13 protein-coding genes are annotated in these 22,395 nt (G+C 60.4%); 8 read left to right on the forward strand and 5 right to left on the reverse strand.

Annotation, left to right across the window (positions count from 1 at the left end; translation table 11 throughout):
* Nucleotides 1–3: 3 nt before the first annotated feature.
* Complete coding sequence (locus tag C7S18_RS15220) at nt 4–576, reverse strand: ECF-type sigma factor (protein WP_170113287.1); 573 nt, start codon at nt 574–576, stop codon at nt 4–6.
* 305 nt (nt 577–881) lie between these two features.
* Between C7S18_RS15220 and C7S18_RS15225 the strand changes: the two genes are divergently transcribed.
* The 7 genes from C7S18_RS15225 to pdsR all read left to right on the forward strand — a co-directional run bounded on the left by C7S18_RS15225 (nt 882) and on the right by pdsR (nt 8,465).
* On the forward strand, nt 882–3,422 hold the full coding sequence (locus tag C7S18_RS15225) for a right-handed parallel beta-helix repeat-containing protein (protein ID WP_146151941.1): 2,541 nt from the start codon (nt 882–884) through the stop codon (nt 3,420–3,422).
* A 9-nt stretch (nt 3,423–3,431) separates the two neighbouring features.
* On the forward strand, nt 3,432–3,689 hold the full coding sequence (locus tag C7S18_RS15230) for a hypothetical protein (protein ID WP_146151942.1): 258 nt from the start codon (nt 3,432–3,434) through the stop codon (nt 3,687–3,689).
* Nucleotides 3,690–3,838: 149 nt separating this feature from the next.
* Nucleotides 3,839–4,882, forward strand: coding sequence for an SPFH domain-containing protein (locus C7S18_RS15235; protein WP_106892376.1), 1,044 nt, complete (start codon nt 3,839–3,841; stop codon nt 4,880–4,882).
* Nucleotides 4,879–5,838, forward strand: coding sequence for an NAD(+)/NADH kinase (locus tag C7S18_RS15240; protein ID WP_206207912.1), 960 nt, complete (start codon nt 4,879–4,881; stop codon nt 5,836–5,838). The genes C7S18_RS15235 and C7S18_RS15240 overlap by 4 nt, the downstream gene beginning before the upstream one ends.
* Before the next feature lie 235 nt (nt 5,839–6,073).
* The gene (locus C7S18_RS15245; RefSeq protein ID WP_106892377.1) at nt 6,074–6,832 is read left to right on the forward strand and encodes a DnaJ domain-containing protein; all 759 of its coding nucleotides are present in this window, start codon (nt 6,074–6,076) and stop codon (nt 6,830–6,832) included.
* 2 nt (nt 6,833–6,834) lie between these two features.
* A complete protein-coding gene (rpe, locus tag C7S18_RS15250; protein ID WP_106892378.1) occupies nt 6,835–7,512 on the forward strand; it encodes a ribulose-phosphate 3-epimerase in 678 nt (225 codons plus the stop codon).
* A 263-nt stretch (nt 7,513–7,775) separates the two neighbouring features.
* Nucleotides 7,776–8,465, forward strand: a complete 690-nt coding sequence (gene pdsR / locus C7S18_RS15255; protein WP_106892379.1) for a proteobacterial dedicated sortase system response regulator — start codon at nt 7,776–7,778, stop codon at nt 8,463–8,465.
* Nucleotides 8,466–8,921: 456 nt separating this feature from the next.
* Here the strand turns inward: pdsR and C7S18_RS15260 are convergent, their stop codons facing one another.
* Nucleotides 8,922–11,924, reverse strand: a complete 3,003-nt coding sequence (locus tag C7S18_RS15260; RefSeq protein WP_170113288.1) for a proprotein convertase P-domain-containing protein — start codon at nt 11,922–11,924, stop codon at nt 8,922–8,924.
* An 807-nt stretch (nt 11,925–12,731) separates the two neighbouring features.
* Here C7S18_RS15260 and C7S18_RS15265 point away from each other — a divergent pair.
* Nucleotides 12,732–16,493: a beta strand repeat-containing protein gene (locus tag C7S18_RS15265; RefSeq protein WP_170113289.1), complete on the forward strand. Its 3,762-nt coding sequence runs from the start codon at nt 12,732–12,734 to the stop codon at nt 16,491–16,493.
* Between the two features lie 166 nt (nt 16,494–16,659).
* Here C7S18_RS15265 and C7S18_RS15270 read toward each other — a convergent pair whose 3' ends face one another.
* From C7S18_RS15270 to C7S18_RS15280, 3 genes are all read right to left on the reverse strand, one after another.
* Entirely contained in the window at nt 16,660–17,835 is a 1,176-nt protein-coding gene (locus C7S18_RS15270) for a peroxidase, FMP-type (protein WP_106892382.1), read from the reverse strand.
* Between the two features lie 446 nt (nt 17,836–18,281).
* Nucleotides 18,282–21,077, reverse strand: coding sequence for a zinc-dependent metalloprotease family protein (locus tag C7S18_RS15275; protein ID WP_170113290.1), 2,796 nt, complete (start codon nt 21,075–21,077; stop codon nt 18,282–18,284).
* Between the two features lie 593 nt (nt 21,078–21,670).
* Entirely contained in the window at nt 21,671–22,327 is a 657-nt protein-coding gene (locus tag C7S18_RS15280) for a thiol:disulfide interchange protein DsbA/DsbL (RefSeq protein ID WP_106892384.1), read from the reverse strand.
* Between the last annotated feature and the right edge of the window lie 68 nt (nt 22,328–22,395).

Raw genomic sequence — 22,395 nt, forward strand, 5'->3', positions numbered from 1 at the left:
CGCTCAGGTCTCGGCCAGCACGCTGAGCAGATACGTTCTGGCAGTGCGCCAGCGGCGGAAGGCGGTCCGCTCGCTGACCCCAGACAGCACCGCCACCTCCGCCACCGACAGGCCGGCGAAGACCTGCAGTTCGGCCTGCTCGGCCAGCACCGGATCAATCTTGGCCAATCCGGACATAGCCTGGTCGAGCGTCAGCACATCAACCGGGGCTTCCGGTGCCGGCGCATCGACCAGCGCCAGCGACAAGATTTCGTTGCCATAACCGCGTTTGTCTGCCTGCCGTACTCGGGCGCGATCAATCAGCACTTGGCGCATCGCCCGACTCAAGAGGCGACCGTAATGCGCCTGATCCTCTATCCGATGAAACTGGGCGCGAATCCGAAGCCAGGTTTCGCTGACCAATTCGGTCGTGCAGAGCGTCTGCCCGTGCCAGTTCGATAACAACGCGTGGGCCTTGCGCTTGAACTGTCGATACATGCTGTCACTCAGCGCTGACGGGCTGGGCTGCTTGATGAGCGGCCCGAGATCGGGTTCATCCTTGGCTGTAGATGCGTCTTCCGTAGGCTCCAGGATCATTTGAACACTCCCATGCGGCCAGGACCCGCTCGTCGATCGTTGTAAGACCCGGTTCTGGCTCGGGGGTTGAATCAGATTGCTTAAGCAGGGTCTGAATAAGTCCGGACTCGGTGCTCCAGAATCAAGCACTTGCGCGCTTGATTCTGGGCAGGCCATCCATGACCGCGTCGCCTCAGAACGTATTCAGAGGCTCCCGCCAGACCGGTTGCGGACGCATGGCAACACAAACGCCAAAACGCGTCCGATTGCACGCTGGCAGTAAATCGCGGGTTTCTTCGTTCAAGGGGGCAAACCTGGAGACCGTCATGACTCACGCCGCCCACTCGAACCGATCCATCGCTGCCATCCTGCTCGGGCTGCTGCTCATGTTGTGGGGACCACCGAGCGCTGCCGCGGTGGACTTCTGCGTGAATTCGGTCAGCGGTTTGCGAAGCGCGCTGCAGCAGTTCACAACCGCGGTGGGTGGCACCAATTACGACATCACCATCGGGTTGGTCCAAGGCACCTATTCCGTCGGCAATACGCTTGGCCTATTCGACACCCAAGGCAACAACATTGATCTCAGGCTCCTGGGCGGATACACCGCCGGGTGCAACAACCGGGTGGTGGACCCCCGCAACACCATCCTGGATGGTGGCAATGCAGCAGGAAGCTGGTTGTCGCTTTCCACACATGCCGACTCGGTGCTGCTGATTGAAGGGGTGACGTTTCAGCATTTTGACGCCGGAGAAGACCTCTCTGTGCTCACCCTGAGCGCCCAGTACGAAACGTTTTCCAGTAGCCAGGGGATCGGTGTGTATGCGCTCAAGTATTGCCGTTTCATCAACAATAAGGCCGGCTTCCGGATTGCTTACGTAGAAGGCATCCAAAGCAAGATCGTCAACAACCTGTTTGCCCGCAATCAGGTTGATCCGAGCGGATCGCGCACGCCGGATGCGACGATTGGGGTCCAATACAATATGCCATCAGAAGCCGTCGACCCCTTTACGATCTTCATCAACAACACGCTGGCATTCAACTCGGGCGCACCAGGCTTGACGATCGTGTCGAGCTATCTCAATGACGACATCAGCTCCGACCGCGTCACCGAAATCGCTGACAACATCGTTGTTGGGAGCTCAGGCGCCGACTTGAATTTCTCGAACTATTACCTCGGCAATACCACGCTGATCCACAGCAATCTGCTGTTCTCGCACAACTACCCGCTGCCACTGGACGCGAGCAACCTGGTCGGGGTTAACCCGCAATTTGTGGACGCCGCCAATGACGACTTCCGACTGAAGACCACGTCCGCGGCAGCGAACTCCGGTAGCCTGTATCAACGCTATGGCTTTCCGGCGCACGATCTGTTCAACCAGGCCCGCGTGGTGGGCAGCGCGATTGATCGGGGCGCATTCGAAACCAGCTTGAACAACCTGACCACGGCCCTGGTCACCGTCAGTGGCGACAATGGCAACAATGCCGCACCACTTGCCGGTTCCCTGCGTGCCGCCATGGTGGCGGCCAACAATGCCAGCGGGCCATTCACGATCCGCTTCAATGTGCCCGGCACGTGCCCGCGCACGTTGACCGTCACCGCGCCGCTACCCGATGTCACCGGTCAGGTGATTGTCGATGGCAGGAGTCAGCCGGGTTGGTCACCGAACACTGCGTTCGGCCAGTTCGACGCCAACTTGTGCCTGTTCATCAACGGCAATGGCAGCACCAGCACACCCTGGGCGTTTCATGTGCCGGCGAATGCGAACAATGCCGCCTTGACCGTTCGCGATTTGGTCATGACCGGATTCAGCGATGCCGCGATCAAGATTGAGGATGGCAGCAATCACCACATTCAAGGGAACCAATTTGGTGCGGTGGCATTCACCCTGCCCAATCGCAATGCTGTGCGGCTGCTCGGTGGCGCGGGTACAACCTATGTAGGCGGCTTCGATGAGCCAAGCACGGTCAACCTGATCGCTGGCACGAGTGACGCAGGCGTCAATGTGGGCAGCACGGCAGGCGGCTCGGTCATTGCCAACAATGTGCTTGGCTTTGGCACCGATGGCGCCAGCGATATCGGTAATGCGAATGGCATCATGATCGTCAATTCGCCGAACAACTATGTGGCATACAACGTCATCGGCCATAGCAGCAACGTGGGCATCTGGCTGACGGGCACACAGACCACCGCCAACGAATTGCAGTCGAATGTGATCGGGGCAACCATCAGTCGCGAGCCGGCCGGCAATGTCACCGCTGGCGTGCTGGTGTCGTCTGGGGCGCATGGCAACACCATTGGTGCGCCCATTGGCGTCAGCTATGGCCAGAACGTTATCGACGCCAACAGCGGGCCCGGCGTTTGGATGGCCCCAACGGCGGGCGTTGGCAATCGCGTGCTGCACAATTCGAGTTTCGGCAACTTTGGCATCGACATTGACCTGGGCAACGAGGGTGCGAGCATCAATCAGCCCAGCAACCCGAGCACCGGGCCCAACAATTTGCAGAATTATCCGGTGCTGAGTGCTGCCCAGCGCACACCGGGCAATCCACCACAAGTGACCGTTACCGGTCAGTTGCTGAGCCGCTCCTTTGCGGAGTTTCAGATTGACTTCTATGTGGGCGCCTGCAGAGCCACCGCCAACGCGCGCGGTGAAGCCACACTGTACCTGGGCCGCACGACGGTGATCACGGGCTTGACCGGTCACGCGCCCATCTCAGCCACGTTTCCGGCAGTCACTGGACCACTGTATGCGGTCAGTGCCACCGCAACAGCTCTCGGCACGGGCGACACATCAGAGATCGGCAATTGTGTCGACGAAACATCGGTCTTTGTGCTCGACCGAGTGTTTTCGGACAGCTTCGAGTAACGGTGCCGTATGAACCGAGGACCCAAGCCTCGCCGGGTTACTGCCAGTATGGTGCTGCGCCATTTCGGGCAGAATGCGAGCTTTGATCCCAATCCAACAACGCTGGCCAGCCAATTTCCAAAAGGCATCTACCGATCGGCGGATGGCCGGAACTCGGCACCGTTCAACACCGGGATCACCGTTACGGTCGATGCGACATCGGAGGGGTCTTTGGCCGTGGACGGCGACCGCGCGTTCATGGCCACTGGGGATGGCAAAGTCTGGTAGGTCGACTTACCTGCGACCTCCGCGGCGGTGTTTCGCGAAGGCTTTGATGCCGGGTAGCCAGCCAACTTCCGGGCAACCGTGACAGGGGCGCTTGCATTGCGGCCGCGACCGTCGGACCCTATGGCGGCCCGACCAGGAGAGCAATCGGCATGGCCACCATCACCCGTTTTGGGGTACTTCGGCATTTGCGCGCCGAACCGAACCAGCACATTCTGCACTTCAAGAATGGTCATCTGTCGCGCTCCGGCGCAGGCGTCGCGTACTGGTTCCTGCCGCTGTCAGCCGCGATGGCGCAAGTGCCGGTTGAAGATTGTCAGACCACATTTGTGCTGAACGAGCGCTCGGCCGACTTCCAGTCGCTCAGCGTGCAGGTCAGCGTGACCTATCGCATTGCCGACCCGGTCAAAGCATGCGCCCGCGTGAACTTCACGATCGACGGCAACACGGGGCTTTGGGTGCAGAGGCCGCTGGAGAATCTGGCCACGTTCTGGCTGCAGCGCTCGGTCCCGACGGCACGTTCGCACATTGCGCAAATGAATCTGCAGGATGCGATGCGGCATGGTTCGGACAGCATCCGCCAAGCACTGGTGCAGCAGCTGAATCAGGATTCGGAAGTGCCGACGATGGGTCTGCAATTGGTCAGTCTGGTGATTGACCACATCGCACCTGCTGCGGAAGTCGAAAAGGCCCTGCAAACACCGGCCCGGGAGTCGATTCAGGCCAAGGCGGACGAGGCAATTTTCCAGCGCCGTGCACTGGCTGTGGAAAAGGAACGCGCGATCAAGGAAAACGAACTCGCGACCGAGCTCGAATTGGAGCGCAAGCAGGAAATGCTCATCAAGAGTCGCGGCGAGAATGCACTGTCACAGGTTCGGCAAAATGCCGCGGCCGAACAGGAAAAGACCGCAGCGGAAATTCAACGTGCCGAGATGCACGCCAAGGCATTGGCAGCAAGGCGCGCGGTGGATGCCGAAAGCGAAGCCGCCGCTGCGCGCGTGTTGGCAGCGGCTCGTTTGGATGAACTCCGCAATCAGCATGACATCTGGAAGAACACGCCGAAGAGCGCCGCCACCGCGCTCGTGCTGGCGCGCTTCGCCGAACATCTGACGACGATCGGCCATCTGAACATCACGCCCGATCTGCTCGGCCAGCAGGTCCGCGAGTTCTTTGGCAATACGCCGACCGAGTCATGAAGGAAGCCCGCATCCGGGTGGTTGTGGTAACCCGCCCGACCCCACTGGAGCAGCTGATTCATCGCTACGGCACGTACGGCCAGGCGCAGTTCTACCTGAGCTCGCGCGGCCAGGACATTCGCTGGCTGGAGGAAAACCACGAGCGCGTGCAGAACGGACTCGCGCTCGCGATTCGGGGAATCCCCGAGAACCTGAGCTATGTCCGGGTAAGTCGCGACGAGCTAGATCGCTTTTTGTTCGGCCCGGATGACCGGATCATGATTGTCGGTCAGGATGGCTTGGTACCGAATGTCGCCAAGTATTTGAGCGGACAATGGGCATTGGGTGTGAACCCGGACCCGGGCAGCTACGACGGCGTGCTGTGTCGGCACGCCCCCGCCGACGTTGGCCAAGCACTTCGTTGGCAGGCGGGTCAGAACGGGTTTCGTCTGGAACAGCGCACGCTCGCCGAGGCCGAGCTCGACAATGGCCAGACGCTGCTCGCCATGAACGAGCTGTTCATCGGCCATGTCTCGCATCAGTCGGCGCGCTACAAGATTCGGATCAAGAAGCGACAGGAACGGCATTCGTCGTCCGGCGTCATTGTTGCAACCGGTACCGGTGCCAGTGGCTGGGCGCGATCGATCTGTCAGCAACGCAAGATCAGCGAGCGCATGCCCACGCCCGAAGAAGCGCGGCTCGCATGGTTCGTGCGCGAGCCCTGGCCGTCAGTCGCCACGCAGGCTGGCATGGATTTCGGCTTGACCGATGCCAACACCGAATTGGAGCTCGATTCCGAAATGAGCGAGGGCGGCGTCATATTTGCCGACGGGATCGAGTCTGATCGCATCGAGTTCGTGTCGGGGCGCTCCGTACGGATTCGGGTCGCCAAGCGGCACTTGAATTTGCTGGTGCCGAGCCAGCCTGCTGGGAAGGCAGAGCCCAGACCAGCGGCAGCGGCTAGCAAGAAGCGGTAGACACTGTCTGAACCATCTCGCCCAATCGGGTTGCCTCGCCCGGCGCCCGCAATCCCTTCAGAATCTGTGCCCCTGAATCAAAGACTTGCCTGTTCGACGTTGAGCGACAAAGCCACTGCCGGCGTCGCATCCGGGAGCGTTCAGAGGCTCGCCGCCGTTTGGCCTGATAAACTGTTGGGATGAATGCTTGTCCTGTTGCCCTGCCGAGATTCGGCGCCTATTCGGAAACCGAATCGTGGCTTACAAGGTAAATTGGTCTGGCGCCGCGATTGGCGCCATTGCCGGCCTGTTGCTGTCTCGCCATGTGGCTGGCCTGGTGCTCGGCGGGCTGGTTGGTGGGCTGCTGACCCGCCCGAACCCGTTCAAACCGCCAGAGAATCAAGCCCAGCGCGCCCGGCTGTTGGAGCCCTGGTTCATGCTGGCCGGCGCGTTGGCGAAAGCGAATGGGCGTGTGTCTGATCCAGAAGTGAAGGCCGCAGAAGGCTGGATGCGGCGATTGGCACTCGAATCGAAAGACCGCAACGCCGCGGTGGATGCGTTCAACCACGGCAAGGCCGATGGTTTTGCGTGGAAACCTGCGGCTGAGGAACTGGCTGCCCATTGCCTGACGCGCATGGATCTGAAACTGATGGTGCTCGGCAGTCTGCACGAGATCGCATCGGCCGACGGCAGCCTGAGCGATGCTCGGCTGTTCCGCAACATCCAGGAAACTCTGCAGGTTCCGGACGAACTCTGGCAGAGCGTCATTAAGAACTTCGACCGCAAGTCCGGCGGTCGGCCCAGTTTGCAAGAGGCGTACCGCATTCTCGAAGTGGACCAAAAGGCGAGCGATGATCTCGTCCGCAAAGCGTATCGACGCGCCATTTCGAAGTATCACCCCGACAAGATCGCCGGTCTTGCCGAGCACCCGGAGACGGTCCGCGAATTCGAGCAGAAAGCGCGCGACACCAACCTCGCCTATGACGTAATCCGCGATGCCCGCGGCATGAGCTGACGATGAAACAGACCAACGTGATTGCCCCTTCGATCCTGTCCGCCGACTTTGCCCGCCTGGGTGAGGAGGTCGACAACGTGCTGGCCGCCGGTGCCGACTGGGTCCATTTCGATGTCATGGACAACCACTACGTGCCCAATCTGACGATCGGCCCGCTGGTTTGCGAGGCGCTGCGGAACTACGGCATCAAGGCTCCCATCGATGTGCATCTGATGGTCAAACCGGTCGATCGGATCATTCCTGATTTCGCCAAGGCCGGCGCCACGGTGATCAGCTTTCATCCGGAAGCGAGCGAACACGTCGATCGCACGCTCGGGCTCATTCGCGACCAAGGATGTCAGGCCGGTCTGGTATTCAACCCCGCCACCCCGTTGCACTACTTGGACCATGTGCTGGACAAGCTGGATCTGATTCTGATCATGTCGGTCAATCCCGGTTTTGGCGGCCAGAGTTTCATTCCGGAAGCGCTGAACAAGCTCCGCCAAGTGCGCCAAAAAATTGACCAGTCGGGCCGCTCGATTCGCCTGGAAGTCGACGGCGGCGTCAAGCTTGACAACATCGCCGCGATCGCCGAAGCCGGCGCCGATACGTTTGTCGCTGGCTCAGCGATTTTCAATGCGAAGCCCTATTCCGACACTTTGGCCGCGTTCCGGCGGCGTTTGGCCGGGGTTTCGAGCTGATTGCAATTCGCTTCTGCGCGGATTTGGCCTTTCCCTTGCCCTGACGGGGGCAAATTTCGGGCAGGCGGCGGTGGGCTCTTGCGCCCAGGTTTGGCTTGCCGCCAAGCTCATCGCATCGGCTGCCTGAGTGCAGCCGCAGCGCCCTTCGGAGCCTCTGAGCAAGTTCAGGGGCAATGCGGGTCTGAACGTCCAGATTGGACGTGTTCAGACCCTCCCGAGTGGCGCGTTTTCGACCGTCAGCAGCAAGTTTGTGGAGTGGAATCATGGCCAGACAGATCGCCATCGTTGAAGATGAACCCGCCATCCGTGCCAATTACGCGGACGCGCTCCGTCGTCTCGGCTTTGAAGTGCAGACGTTCGCATCACGCCCGGATGCGCAGAGTGCGTTTGCGGGTCGACTGCCCGATCTGGTGCTGATCGATATCGGCTTGGGCGACGAGCCCGAAGGCGGCTTCGAACTGTGCCGTGCGCTGCGTCAGCTGTCGCCGACGCTGCCGATTATTTTTCTGACCGCACGCGATTCCGATTTCGATGTGATCTCAGGCCTCCGGCTTGGCGCGGACGACTATCTGACGAAAGACGTCTCGCTGCCGCATCTGACCGCGCGCATCAATACCCTGTTCCGCCGCATCGACGCGCTGCGCCGCCCGCAAGGGGCTGAGGCCATGCTCAATCAAGGCGAACTCGCGATCGCGCCCGAGCGCATGCGCGTCAGTTGGAAAGGCCAGGATGTGCCATTGACCGTGACTGAGTTCTGGATGGTCCACACAATGGCGCGCAACCCGGGTCACGTGAAAACGCGCGATCAACTGATGCGCGATGCGCAAGTTGTGGTCGATGATGCGACCATCACGTCGCACATCAAACGCATTCGCAAGAAATTCATCGCCGTCGACCCAAGCTTCGATGAGATCGACACCATTCACGGCGTTGGGTATCGCTGGAAGACCTGATCGCCCAATGGCCGCGCAGTGCTTCGACCCGAAACGGTTGATTCGAACCGAGTGGGGCGAAGACCATGACGCTTGTCGCGATCCCGGAAACCGCATAGCGGACTCTGGGGTCTAACGCATTCTGGCCGCAAGAGGATTGGGGCTAAATCCCCCAGGTTAACGCTCGGGCAAGATTGCCCACCCCGAACCCGGATCTTGTCTGCGGGTAACGATCAGGGCCGTAGGCTCGGTGCAGGTTCGTTCGCCCGGCGCCTGCTGGCGCCGAGCTCATTTGAGTTGATGCGTTTTTGTCAGACGTTTCCGACCATTTCAGCCATGGGGCGTTTGCGCCACGCGAGCTACAGTCGGTACGACGCACCCCGTCTTCCTTTTGCGCTTCAGAGTCAAGCACTCGCGTGCTTGACTCTGATCGGGCCATCGTCGCCCGAGTCGACTCAGACCGTATCTTGAGCCGACTTAGTTCTCGAAGCCGTTGGCAAATAGGCCATCAGCAAGCGCGCCAACGCAAGTCCGCTGTTCAAGGTCCATGACGATCGAGAATCGCCGCATGGAGCCCGTGTCAGCATTTGCGTTGTCGACCACATTCAAGACCCAGTTGCCGTTCGGATCCAGCGTATCGAACACAGACAACGGTGCGTCAGGTGCAAAGTTGCCGGACACTGTTTGGCCTGAGGTATTGCTGAGGGTGGACAGCGCCGGGAAGCCGTTGTCGTCATCAAGCAGGGTCTGGCAGATGTTCTCACGCGTACCACCACGATTTTGCATGACGCTGACGTTGGCACCGCTTGGCGCAGTCAACTTGAAGATCAAATCGCCGACAAATGTATGATCCATCGCGCTGTTCGCGTTGGCGAGCGTCGCATCGCACGTGCCAGAAGGCGCCTGATCGAACCGGAAATTAAGATCCGTAATCGAACCCGTGAGGCCGCTGACCGGCAAGGTGATATTGACGCCCGTCAGATTGTTGTCCGGTACGGTCACGGCAGGACCAGTGTAGCTGACCGTTTGCGTCGATGAACCTGTGACAACACCCGTTGTCGCGACATAGGTTCGATTGCCAAGGTTCAAAGGGCCATCGGCAAATTGCACGGTCATCGTGACACGGTTGCCGCAAGCCAAAGATGGGCTGGCGGTAAACGTGAATGATCGGGTTGCACTGCCGCCAACTGTCAAAGCGCCATAGCTTTGTGCTGCACCAGGAGCAGTCACGCCACCAGTTGCCTGCAGCGTGCCGACGATGTCGGTGGCATCACCCAGACCGTTATTGGTGACAGGGATATCGACCGTTACCGTTTCTCCCGGATCGATCGCGCCGTTCGGCGGATTGAAGCTCTCTGCGGTCACCGTGAACGAATTGGACTGCACGACTGGCTGGCCGGTCAGACAAATATTCAGAATCGCATTGCCACCATCGGTGATCGTGACGTTGGCAGGCGTACTGCCCGCATTTGTGATGTTGCCCACAACAGTGTAGTTGCCGGTGACCATGGTCAAGATTGCCTGCCCGCTCGCGTTCGTGCCGGCGACATAACCGTTGCCAGCATTGACGATCGCGTTCGGAACCGGCGCACCGCCAGAGCAAGCGGTCACATTCACGGTTAGAGTGCCGCGGGTCAGGTTGGACGTACAAGTCGGGAACTTGAATGCACCGACCTGAGTCGACCACGCACCTGACGATGCGTTAGCTGCGGCGAGACGGGTTTCGGTGTGGTAATAGAACGTGCAATCGTCAACCGGATCGATACTCATCGACGAGTAGTCGCCCCAGCGCGACGAGGTGGAGTTCTGTATACCCGTGCCAGCAAACATGGTGGCCGAACCTTCGTTCAAGGTGCTAGCTGGCGAGCTACCAGTGCGACCTGCCCAGGAAATGGTTGGGAAAGTCGTCGTGGACGATTCGGAGTAACCCAAGGCCACATTGCCCTGCGCATCTTGTGCAATATGGGGCATCCAGTAATTGGTGCCCGTGGCACCATCAATATTCGACGCCGCATGCGTACCCTGGTCGCGAACTGAAAACACCCCGGCGCCGTCGCGACGCAACTCGACCCAACGAACACCGGACGTAAATTGCAGGGCCCCCGTCGGGTTCACACCACTGACATTGACACCCCAAGCCATGGTGTAAGAGTTGATTGGCGCGGCAATCGTACCCAGGTTGCGATAAGACACTCGGAACATCGCACGATCGTTCAGCGCGTCCAGATTGTTCGCGGCCGTAGCAGGTGCCGGCTGCTCAATGTCGGTGCGACCGGAAGGCTGACGAGCATCGAAGGCTGCAACCGCAACGGCTGGCAGCACGGTAAGCGTCGAGTTTGCTGGGCTTGTAAAATCAGGGACGAATTGATACGGCAAAACACCATCGATGAAACTGCCTCCAAATTCGTCTGCCGTGTAGCGAATCATCGTCGCTGCGTTGCCCGGTGGTGGCGGGTTCATCCCGTCGATGTCGGACGGAATGATGCCGCCCTCACCCGGCGTCGGACGATCAAAGTAGATGTAGGTTGCATTCGGGTCGCCGGCAAGCATCTTGTTGCGATCAAAGGCAAAAAACCCGGTCCCGCGACCGGCTGCCGAAGGCGGTGCCAAAAAGCCGTTTTGGTGGGTGGTCATGTAGTAAGCATCGGTCCAGACGCCCATCTTCGGATAGTCCGGAAAACCGCCGTTATCAGGGGTCTGGAAGCCCCAGACGTACCAGGCACCCGTTGGGTCGCTGGTTTTCGATACCGCGATGCATTCAAACCAAGGTGGTGAGGACGTGCTCGCTAGCGCAAACTGCGACACCACCCAACGCTGTGCGAGTGGGTCGAACAGCACAATCGGGTCGCCATCGTCGTTGGTTCGGCACAAATTGCCGGGAGGCAGGCTCGAGAACAGGGTGCTGAGTTTGAACTGTGGCACCGAGAGGGCACCGGTCGTCTTGTTGTAAATACCGATCGGCCCATTGACCATGCTGACATAGTGAGCGATACCGACATCGCCTTGGGTATCAGGTGGCGTCACACGATTGCCGAATAGCGCGAAGCGATCATCACCGCTCGGGCCTGCGAACACCAACGACGGCGACGGCATCGCCAGCGGCGCATGGTGGACATTCAAGCGCAGCAGTGGATCAGTGAAAAACGCAGACGCGCCAGCGCCGGCACCCGGCACAAACGGATTCAGATGATCGGCGTTCTTGATTTCAATCAGCTCGACGTAGTTTTGAACCTCGACCGCCGGCTTGGCGATCGGCGGCGCAGGCCAATCCCTGACCGGTTGCGTCTCCGCAAATGCGATGGCCTTGCCACGATACGGCAAGGAGGAAGTTCGCAGCACCTCCGGTGGCGTGGACTCATCCGTGTAAGCACCAACCCCACCCTGTCGTTGCAACCCGGATGTCTCAGCCTGCGCCACAGCCAGTGCAGGAATCCCAGTACAAACCACTGTCACAAATACCCATTTCCCAATACGACCCATGACCGACATCTCCCGCGTGAGTCTTCTCAGTCTAAGGTCTGAGCCCGACACCGGCAACAAGAACCGTTATGAACGCGCGGGCGCACCCGTATTAAGTGGCCATCGCCAAACCACGCCGAATTTAAGGCGTCCCTGAACAAGTTCATCGGCAGTGCGGACGATGGCTGGCCGGCCCAGAATCAAGCGTGCAAGTGGTTGATTCTTGAGCATTGCGTCCGGGCCCCCGACGTCGCTGGGGCAGGCTATGCGCCGGACGTCGTGCGGGTCTGAAAGTCCAGGTTGGACTCATGCAGACCATCCTCAACGGGATCGCCGTAGTTGTGGCACGTGCAGCCACGACTGGCGGCCGCCCTCGCCCCAAATCGTCGAACGGAGCCGCCAGGACGCTTGATTTCAGGTCCTACGGACCGCCAGGTGAACTCCCTTTGGAAAGGTCTGGGCCAATGCAGTCGCACTTGAATTCGGGGTCGGTCGAAAACGATCGAAGTCCGAGCAAGTAGCGCGAATGACTCGGTCGGGGTTGGCCGCATGCCGGACGCGTCTGCAAACCCATTTTGGACTTCCAGATGCGCACTGAGTCAGACATGTATCCGGACTCGCTACGCGGGAAGCCGCTGGCCAGCGGCCGGAATGACGACGACTCGGACGACGCAGTTAAAGACCCCCATCGCAAGAAGCAGCGAGTAGTCTCGAGGTCGCCCACCGGGCTGCGCCTTCCGCCACCGTCCGGTTCCTGTTGTAATCGAGCGATCCGTACAGCACCCGAATTGATCTGCCATCAACGGGCCAATGACAGGAAAGAAGTGCATGCCTTTGCCTTTTGGCAACCAAACTGGTTCCCACACTTACCGTTGGCTTTGGTTTGTCTGGCTGGCGCTGTCTACCCTCTGGTCGGCACTATCCATCGCCAGCACACCCGCGACGACCTTTGGCAAAGGCGGCCTACCCGTTCTGACGGTGGCCGCCATCAGCAACGGCGGTGTTGGCAGTTTTGTGTTCACCGGCAACAACGGTTGGACAACACAGACGATTGTGACCACGACCGCAGGCGTCTCGACGCCCGGTACGCCGCAGACCCTTGCGGCCGCCGGGGTGAGCACGTCGATTACCGCATCCGCCCCACCCGGGTTTCTGCTGACCGGCGCAGCCTGTAATGGCATGGGCACCGGGGGTTCCGCCATTCTCGCGGGCAACACGCTGACGCTCGACACCGCCGCCACGGCGTTTGGTGCCGTGATCGGTTGCACGCTGACGTTCACGAGGCTGCCAACGCTCACGCTGACTGCCATCAGCAATGGCGGCGTCGGGTCGTTCTTGTTCACGGGCACCAACGGCTGGGCCAATCAGACCATTACCACCACCACGCCAGGCGTCGGGGTCTCGGGCGCGTCCCAGGTTCTTTCGAGCCCAGGCGTCGCGTCCACGATCACCGCCGGCACCCCGATCGGGTATCTGCTGTCGGGCGCATCATGCACGGGCATGGGTTCGGGCGGCACCGCAACACTGGTTGGAAATTCGCTGACACTCAACGCCGCAGCGACTGCAGCTGGCGCCAACATCAGCTGCACCTTCATAGTAGCGAAGCAGCCGACGCTGACGCTGACGGCGATCAGCAATGGTGGCGTTGGGTCGTTTGTGTTCGCAGGCACTAACGGTTGGAGCGGCCAGACCATTACCACCACCATCCCGGGCGTTGGCGTCGCGGGCGCCACGCAAGTTCTGGCATCGCCCGGGACGAGCACGGCGATTACCGCAAATCTGCCACCCGGTTATGTGCTGGTGGGCGCCTCGTGCACCGGCATGGGTTCTGGCGGCACTGCGAATCTGGTGGGCAATACGATCAGTCTTAATAGCGCGGCCACAGCGCCTGGGGCCACGATTAGCTGCACGACGACGTTTACGAAGCTGCCAACCGTCACCCTCGTTGTCATCAGCAACGGCGGCGTGGGCGCCTTTACGTTTGCCGGAACCAATGGCTGGGTGAATCAGACGATCACAACGACCGTGTCCGGCGCGGGCGTGGCGGGTGCCACGCAAACGCTGGTCTCAGCCGGAACGGCAACTTCGATCAGTCAATCCGCGCCGCCAGGCTTCACCTTGGTGGCTGCGAGTTGCACGGGCCTCGGCAGCGGCGGCGCGGCATCGCTACTCGGCAATGCCGTGACGCTCGATCCTGCGGCGACCGCTGCGGGCGCAAACATTGTGTGCACGGTTACCAACGAGTTGCCACCTAGCGTGACGATCAGCGATGTGATCATCACCGAGGGCAATGGTGGCGCGACCAATGCGGTGTTTGCCGTCAACCTCTCCATGGCCAGCGGCCAGACGGTCTCGGTCACTTACAGCACCGCCGACGGCACCGCCGCGGAACCGTCGGATTACACCAACACCAGCGGCACGCTGATGTTTGCGCCCGGGCAAACGAGTCAGAACGTTTCAGTACCCGTGATCGGCGAGACGCTGCCCGAGGCAAACGAAACGTTCTTCGTCAATCTGTCTGGTGCAGTCAACGCAACTATTACCGATAGCCAAGGCGTCGCCACGATCAGCAACGATGATGTGCCGATCACCGTGAATCCGGCCACTTTGCCGAACGGCATGGTCGCAACGCCATACAACCAGTTGCTGACGGCCAACGGCGGCAGCGGGCCCTATCTGTTTGCCGTGACAGTCGGCGCGTTGCCAGCCGGCTTGACGTTATCGCCAGGTGGTTTGCTGAGCGGCACCCCGACGGCCGGTGGCAGCTTCACGATCACCGTTGCCGCGACCGATGGCAGCCCGGCTCCAGGCCCGTACACGGGCAGTCGTGTCTACACGTTTGCCATCGATCCCCCAATGCTCACCCTGCCCGTCACCAACTTGGCCGGTGGCGTGTTGGGCCAGAGCTATTCGGCGGCGATTGCACCCGCGACGGGCGGCACGGCGCCGTACCAGTACGCCGTCACGAATGGCGCACTACCGGGAGGCCTGACTCTGGATGCACTGACCGGCGCCATCACAGGCAACCCCAATGCGCTGGGCACAACGAACTTCAGCGTCACCGCAACCGACGACAGTACGGGGACGGGACCTTACAGCGTGATGCAAACGTACAGCATCGCCGTAGTCGATGTGCCTACGATCGCGAATGCCCTAACGATCACCGTGCCCTATGACGCCGCAACGACCAATGTGCCGCTAAACATTACCGGCGGCGCCGCGACGTCGGTTGCCGTTGCCACGGGGCCGAGTCATGGCACGGCGAACGCCGCTGGTATCACGATGACGTATCAACCCACAGTCGGGTTTGCTGGGAGCGACAGCTTTACGTACACCGCAAGCAATAGCGCGGGCACATCGTTACCAGCCACGGTCAATGTGACCGTGGCCGATCCCATCGTAACGATCACGCCGAGCGGCGGCTTTACGGCCACTGCTGGTACGCCATACAACCAGACGTTTACGTTCGGTGGCGGCGCGCCGCCCTGGAGCAGTTACCAGGTGAGCACCCTACCGGCTGGTGTGGCGATCACCGGTACCACGTCGAACACGGTGACGATCTCGGGCACACCGTCCGAAGCGGGCACCTTCAACCTCAATGTCTCAGCGACCGACAGCAGCACGGGCAACGGGCCCTTTACCGTCCTTCAGACCTTTGCGCTAAACGTGTCGCCACCGACGTTGACGCTGAACCCATCGAACTTACCGAACGGCACCGCCGGCGTTGCCTACAATCAATCAATTGCGATTACCGGTGGCGTTGCGCCGTACACGGTCACGCCAAGTGGCGTGTTGCCGACCGGCATCACGTTTGACGCCATGACGCACACGTTTAGCGGCACACCGACGCAATCCGGCTCGTTCAACGTCAGCGTCACCGCGACCGATAGCACCCTTGGCATTGCCGGCACGGTTACCGGCGTCTACACACTAGTCATTGGCGTGCCCACGTTGTCCCTGACCCCGACGGCCGGCGCGTTGCCTGCCGGCGTTGGCGGCACTGCATACAGCCAGACGTTCGCGGCGAGCGGTGGCGTTGGGCCGTACACGTATTCGCCCGTCGCAGGCGCAGTGCCCAGTGGCCTCGCGCTCAACACAACGACCGGCGTGTTAAGTGGCATCCCGACCGTCGCTGGCAACTTCAACTTCAGCATTCGAGCGACCGATAGCACGAGCGGCACCGCTGCAACGATCACGCAAACGTACACACTCGCAATTACGGCGCCAACGATCAGTATTGGTCCCGCAATATTGCCGAATGGCGTGGTGTCGATGCCCTACAACCAGCAACTCAGCGCCACCGGTGGCACCACGCCCTATGCGTTCGCCGTAAGCGCCGGCACTTTGCCTGCCGGCCTTAGCCTTAGTTCGAATGGACTACTCAGCGGCACCCCAAGTTTAGCCACCACCGCCAATTTCACGATCACCGTGACCGATGCATTAGGCTTTATGAGCAGCGCGACCTACACCATGGGCCCACTACCAGCACCGCGCGCCGTGCCGGTTCAGAACCTCGGCGGGTTGCTACTGATGATATTGACGATGCTCAGTATCGGTTTGCTTACGTTCGGCCAGACAACGCGAACCTAGGGCGCAATAAGCGAGGCGCATTGCGCCGCAAGCCCGCGATCAGGTGAGATTGTCGCGATCAAACCACGCTCATACCACCCCGATACAACCACGAGACTTCGAGCGACAACCTTCGGCGCAATGCGCTGCGCTTATTGCGCATTACGCAACGACGCACCGCCGTTGCTCACGTCTGCTTCCGCAACGTATTCACCTGAATATGCGGCCATCGTGTGGTTTGGCCATTCGAGCCGAACATGAATTCGAAGAAGATGATCTGTTCGTATTGGAGTTGCAGTACCTCGGTGCCATCCGCTTCGACCACGGTTTCGAGCCACATGTTCAGCGTGACTTCGGTGACGTTGGCGAATCGTTGCACGAACGGGGTATTCAGAATGCCACCTTGTGGACCGCCGTCATGCTTGGTGGTCAGCTGGATCAGCGTGTATTTGGAGATGTTCTGATCCTTGATCGCATCGCGCAGACGCAGATCCGGGCGGACGGACGCTGGATAGTTTGGATGCGCAACGATGCGTTGGAAGTAGGTGAGATTGCTATCCGGTTGGGTCACCGGCAGCGACTTGTCAAAGGCCCAGGCAGGTGGCGGCTCATCAAGGTTCAGTGGCACAGCGGGGCCACCGTCTGGTGGCGTGAGCAACGCGCTTGCGCCCATGCTTGGCGAAATGGCGAGCGGTGACGACGGCAGGTTCGGCGCATTCGCGACTTGAATGGCGGGCCAGGGCTGGGTGAACGGATCAGTCCAGCTGTCGGTACCCGTCGGAAACGGCGGTTTACCCGTCACATCCTGCGCGAAGCTGCCGGTCAGCATGACCGAGCTGCCGTGCGGAATCGTGCCGCTACGGGCAATGGCATAGGGGGGGACGAAGTTCGGGCCATTCGCGCCCGCACCAATTGCAATGCCAGGGTAACCGTTGTCCTCGATCACCGATTGCTCGGTTGCAGCGTGGTTGTACATCTGGTCGACCCAGAGATACATACCGACTTCCTCGTGCAGGCCCACCCCATCGCTCGCGCGCTGAATGCTTTGACGGTACTCCACGGCACCATTGAACTGCTCGTTCGTGCCGCCGCGATTGCGCACGCCGCCAGCGACTGGGGCGAACGTCAGCTCTTCAACGTAGTTCTCGCACAGAAAGTGGAAGATGCCAAAAATGGTTTCGGTGTTCGTGCCGGGCGACGGCATGCAGGTGGTGTGCAGCCCCAGGTTGTTGATGTTGGTTTTCGGGTCCACATTGACCCACGTACCGAACAACTGTTCCAGGATGCCGTAGTTCGCCGGGGCATTGAGCACGGCGTCAGTGTACTCCGGATACGGCGGTGTGGGATTGGTTGGAATGGTCATCGCGATGTTCCCTCGACTAAGCCAAAACTGAGCCGCTTGCCACGACGCATCACCAGCCGACCGCGGATCGTTAATCGCGCTCGGTCAACAAGGCAGGATGGATTTGGGAAAGCGACTTACGGACGAAGCGGCGTACAGACAAACAGTTCAAAACACCCAAGTTCTGGGCGAAACAATTAGCAACCGTCAATAGGCTTGTCAATAGTCATCGGATGCCGCGGGTGGCGCAGCCAACGCTCGCGGTTACCGCACGCGAAACAGCCCGTACACGCCCACATTGAACGTACCGCCCGCCCTTTTCTACGCGTGCCGTTTAGGCTGAATCCCCATCGCGTCGCCGTAATGGCCTTGCACGCGAGTGTCTGAACGCAACGAGCCGCCGCGTTCAGACCCTCGCACCAACCGGCAAGCAACGATTCCAATCGTCCGCATGCCTTGATCAACCACTATTCAGTCGTGATGTGCAGCACCGGCCGCGATTCCAATGCACCGGCAGTCGATGTTCCGTTTTCGGCGCTGCCGATCCAGCGCAGGTCGCGCGTATCGGACGTTGTCGCGCGAAACACATAGGCCCAGGATGGATAAACGGTATTGACCGAGCCGCTCACATCGAAGCCAACCGTTCGGTTAGCAGCGAGATTTGCGGCCGAGCTGATACTGCCGGTGTCGCCGCCCGTGATCGTGTTCCAGTTGCTGAACGCGAGTACGCCGTCAACCCAAGGCGCATTCGATACCTGAGCGCGAACCGATAGTTGCGTCATGGGCATCCCGATTGCCATCAATCGCAATTGCGCGGAGCGGACCGACACACCAACACCTGCCGAGCTGCCGGCAAAGCGCATGAACCCAAACCTCTGGGTGCCACTGCCACCACGCACCTGCACGTAGCTCTGCGCTGCGTTGTTCTCGGAAACAGCCCCTTCGGTGACATACGTATCGGCGACCGCCACAGCGCGGATCACATTGGTCTTGCGCTTGAAGGTCACGCGTCTCACATAGGTGCGCGGACCCACATCGAAGTTCACTTGTAGCCAATGCACTTGGTTTTGCCGGACGTGGTATTGCGGATCCCGATGTTCGGCGCACGTCGTCAAGTCCTGATTGGCATCATCCGTATTGATGATGAACTCCTGCCCCGAATTGAGCGCATTGACCAAATCCACCGAGCACGTGTAAGGCACGCTATCCCACGATGCCTGGAACGTGCAGCCGGAGATTCCGCCCGTGTTCAGAACGCTGCCACCGAGGCGTACGCGCAAGTAATTCGGGTTGGTGATGCCAGCATGGCACGGCGCACCGGGGCGCTCCTCGAATCGGCCCTGATTCGGATCAAAGTAGTAGTCGAAGCTCGGCGCATTGGTGCTGGATGACGCGTAGGTCGTGCGCGCACCACCCAAACTTGGCACATAGCTGGCGACGAGTTGCACGTTGCTTGGTGCGGCAGTGGCGGACAGCGCCACGTCGTACGGGTTCTCGTTGCTGTCGTTGTTGGCGATCTGCAAGGAGCCTGTGAACGTTCCAGGTTGGCTGGCCTGGAACTGGATGCTGAGGCTGGTGCAGACGCCTGGCGCGAGCAACGAAGCGGGCTGCCCAAGTTGGGTGAAATTGGCGCCACTGACCAATTGCGTATTGGCCAGCGTGAGGCCGCTTGAACCGGTATTGCAGATCGAAAACACGCGGGTGTAAGGCAACGCATCGACCGCAAGCGTCGGATAGACATAGGTCGATCCGTCGAGGTAGTCGATACCCGCCTGAGTCAACCGGATCTCTGGCGGCCCACCCTGCACCACAACGCGCACCGAGCGTTCGACGCGTTTGTTGCCCGAGTCGGTGATGGTTGCCGTCAACACGTGTTGACCGGCAACCTGCAATGCGATGGTTACAGGCGATCCTTGCGCGTAAATGGGTTCGCGATCAGACCGCCACGTGATGAACGGCGTCAGATCAGGCGCTCCGGGATCCGTCGCCGACGCGACCAAAGTCAGGCTCTGCCCGGTCCCGACAACCGCGCCATCGGTTGGCGCACTGATCGTGAGATTGGGGGTTGCATTGGTCACGGTGGCGCGCATTGCCGCATAGCCCGGCGAGCGCAGGCGCGCTACTTCAGCATTCTTGGCGGTTTCGGTTCCCGTTGGCACACCGTCATGACAGACATTGGGGTCCGAGAAATTGGCGATGCGCTGACACACGCCATTCGGCACATTCGTGCCGTTCAATACGCAACCCATGACGGTGGCGACGCTCCCCTTCTCGCCCGGATTCAGCACATGGCCCGAACCATAGCTGTAGATGAGATTGGCATCCGAGCCCGTGTGGCTCATCCCGAAGTTGTGCCCATGCTCGTGCGCATAGGTGTAGTCGGTCTGGCCGCAGTCCACTTCCTGCGCCGTAAACGCACGACCGTTGAACGGCTCATAGACGCCTGACAACCGACGAATTTTCTCGGTTCCAGAGATCAGCACAGGCAGGTTGGCACGGCCGCAGCGATCGTTGACGGTGTCGATGACTGACGGGATGAACAACGACACCAAATCGGCGCCATACGCGTTGCGCAAACTCGTCAGCTCGGCTGGCTGATCGTTCATCCATTCGAGCGCCTTGGAGATCGCCTTGTTGTCGTCATTGCCCTGCGTCTCGGGTGCGAGATTGAGCTGCAATGATGATGGCGGCAGCGGCCCCATATGCACGAGGCGATACTCGGTCGGCACGCGGCTCCGCGCAAAGATGAGGTTGGCGTTGGCGATGGCTGTCGTGATGAAGCTTTGCACCTGCGCTTCCGCTGGCGCACTGATCAGAAAGTCGCGCGTGTAAAGGCTCATCACGTCGATGACGTGCTGCGTTGGCAACGTTCCGGCCGGCAGGCATTCGCCGAGGGACTTGCGCGTCGACAAAAAGGGCGCTTGGGGCGCCGTGGACGGCAGCGCATCGACGTGGTCGGCCACGGGACAATTGGCCACTGCGGACCCGTGCCCCATGGTCTGCAAGCGCCCCAGGTTCGATCCGAATTCAGGCAGCAGGGAATAATCGGTGTCGCCAATATGAGCCACCCCCGAGACCCGGCCTTGATACACGCTGAGCATCAGCGTGCCGATGGTCGAACCATCAGCAGACTGGCTGACGTCGCGAACGTCGCCGGCCCAAACGACCCAGTCCGATTGGTACTGCCGGAAATAGTTTTGGGCCGCCCTGAAATGCCGGCCATCCGGTAGTGGAAATTCGAATGACGTCGTCGCGTGCGACACGAGTTGGTGGTCCACCCGGACCGGAGTTTCTCGAATAACCCCCACCGATCGGGGCACAGAATGCGTCGCAGATTTCTCGGACGCGGACGGTTCCAGGCGGAACAACGGTGCAGCCTGAACTGCGGAACCGGTGAGCAACAGAACTGCTGGCAGCAGCATTGATAATGCCGGACTTCTCGCGCGCATGGCGCCTCCCAATAAGACAACGACCTTCACCCAGTGATCCAACGGTGTCGCTGACAGCCCGGACTGACGTGACACACCCGATTCGATCCAGGCGCGACTGCGGGCCCCGATCGATATTGAGCAGTCAATCACCGCGCGCCCGATTTGGCATCGCCCGCGATGACCGGATCAGTGGGCCGGAATTGGCGTCTCCAATAGCCGGATTTGCGCCAGCGCGTTCGGCGCTACGCGCTGCAGCACTTTCGGGAACCTCTCGAACCGTTCATTGGGGAAGCGGTCCAGGGATGGCGCTTTTCGACAGTCAGGCAGGCTTGGCGACTCTTGGGAGCGCACAATTGCGCTGCGGCCGCTCAAAAAAAAACGCCGGCTGGCCGGCGTTTTTTTGGGTCATTGGTGCGCAGAAGCCATCAAGACTTCGCGGCCGGTTTTGCGGCGCGCTCGGCGAGTTCCTTGTCGACCAGAAACTTCACGACGTCGAAGATCTTCTCCATGCTGCCGGCCGAACCGCCGGTCACACGGTACTTGCCCGCCACGATGACGGTCGGGGTGCCATCGACGCCGTACTTCGGCACTTGCTGGACGGCGCGATTCAGCTTCATTTCGACACCGAAGCTCTTCATCGCATCCAGGAACTGGGCGTCGGTCTTGCCGTAAGCCGTGTAGAACTTGGCCACGTCTTCTCCCGAGCGGAAGGGACGCTTCTCTTCGTGAATGGCCTTGAAGAGAGCTTCATGCGACTGCTTCTGGATCCCCAAGACTTCGGCTGCATAGAAAGCGCGCGCGAACACTTCCCAGGTTGGGTTGAACACGGCTGGCATGTAGGAAAACTGGATGCTCGCCGGGGCCGTCTTTTTCCATTCGGCAACGATCGGTTCGAAATGTGCGCAATGAATGCAGGCGTAGCTGAACACTTCGATCACTTCGACTTTGTCGGCCGGAGCCGTGGTCGGTTGCGCCGGATCGACACGGAAGTAATGCGTGCCTTCCTGGTAGGGCACAGGCTGGGCGAGGACGGCGGAACCAGCAGCGAGACCGGCAATCAGCAGAAGAGCGCGAGCAAACATGAATATCTCCGACAGTAGGGCTTTGGTCTAAGAGGCGGGCAGTCTTTTGCTGCCCATCCTGGCCACCA

This window comes from Ahniella affigens (genome assembly GCF_003015185.1).
Lineage (GTDB): Bacteria > Pseudomonadota > Gammaproteobacteria > Xanthomonadales > Ahniellaceae > Ahniella > Ahniella affigens.

Coding starts and splice junctions, on each gene's coding strand:
- rpe (WP_106892378.1), top strand. CDS start 6,835: ATGAAACAGACCAACGTGATTGCCCCTTCGATCCTGTCCGCCGACTTT.
- pdsR (WP_106892379.1), top strand. CDS start 7,776: ATGGCCAGACAGATCGCCATCGTTGAAGATGAACCCGCCATCCGTGCC.
- C7S18_RS15270 (WP_106892382.1), bottom strand. CDS start 17,835: ATGACCATTCCAACCAATCCCACACCGCCGTATCCGGAGTACACTGAC.
- C7S18_RS15230 (WP_146151942.1), top strand. CDS start 3,432: ATGAACCGAGGACCCAAGCCTCGCCGGGTTACTGCCAGTATGGTGCTG.
- C7S18_RS15225 (WP_146151941.1), top strand. CDS start 882: ATGACTCACGCCGCCCACTCGAACCGATCCATCGCTGCCATCCTGCTC.
- C7S18_RS15235 (WP_106892376.1), top strand. CDS start 3,839: ATGGCCACCATCACCCGTTTTGGGGTACTTCGGCATTTGCGCGCCGAA.
- C7S18_RS15220 (WP_170113287.1), bottom strand. CDS start 576: ATGATCCTGGAGCCTACGGAAGACGCATCTACAGCCAAGGATGAACCC.
- C7S18_RS15260 (WP_170113288.1), bottom strand. CDS start 11,924: ATGGGTCGTATTGGGAAATGGGTATTTGTGACAGTGGTTTGTACTGGG.
- C7S18_RS15265 (WP_170113289.1), top strand. CDS start 12,732: ATGCCTTTGCCTTTTGGCAACCAAACTGGTTCCCACACTTACCGTTGG.
- C7S18_RS15240 (WP_206207912.1), top strand. CDS start 4,879: ATGAAGGAAGCCCGCATCCGGGTGGTTGTGGTAACCCGCCCGACCCCA.
- C7S18_RS15280 (WP_106892384.1), bottom strand. CDS start 22,327: ATGTTTGCTCGCGCTCTTCTGCTGATTGCCGGTCTCGCTGCTGGTTCC.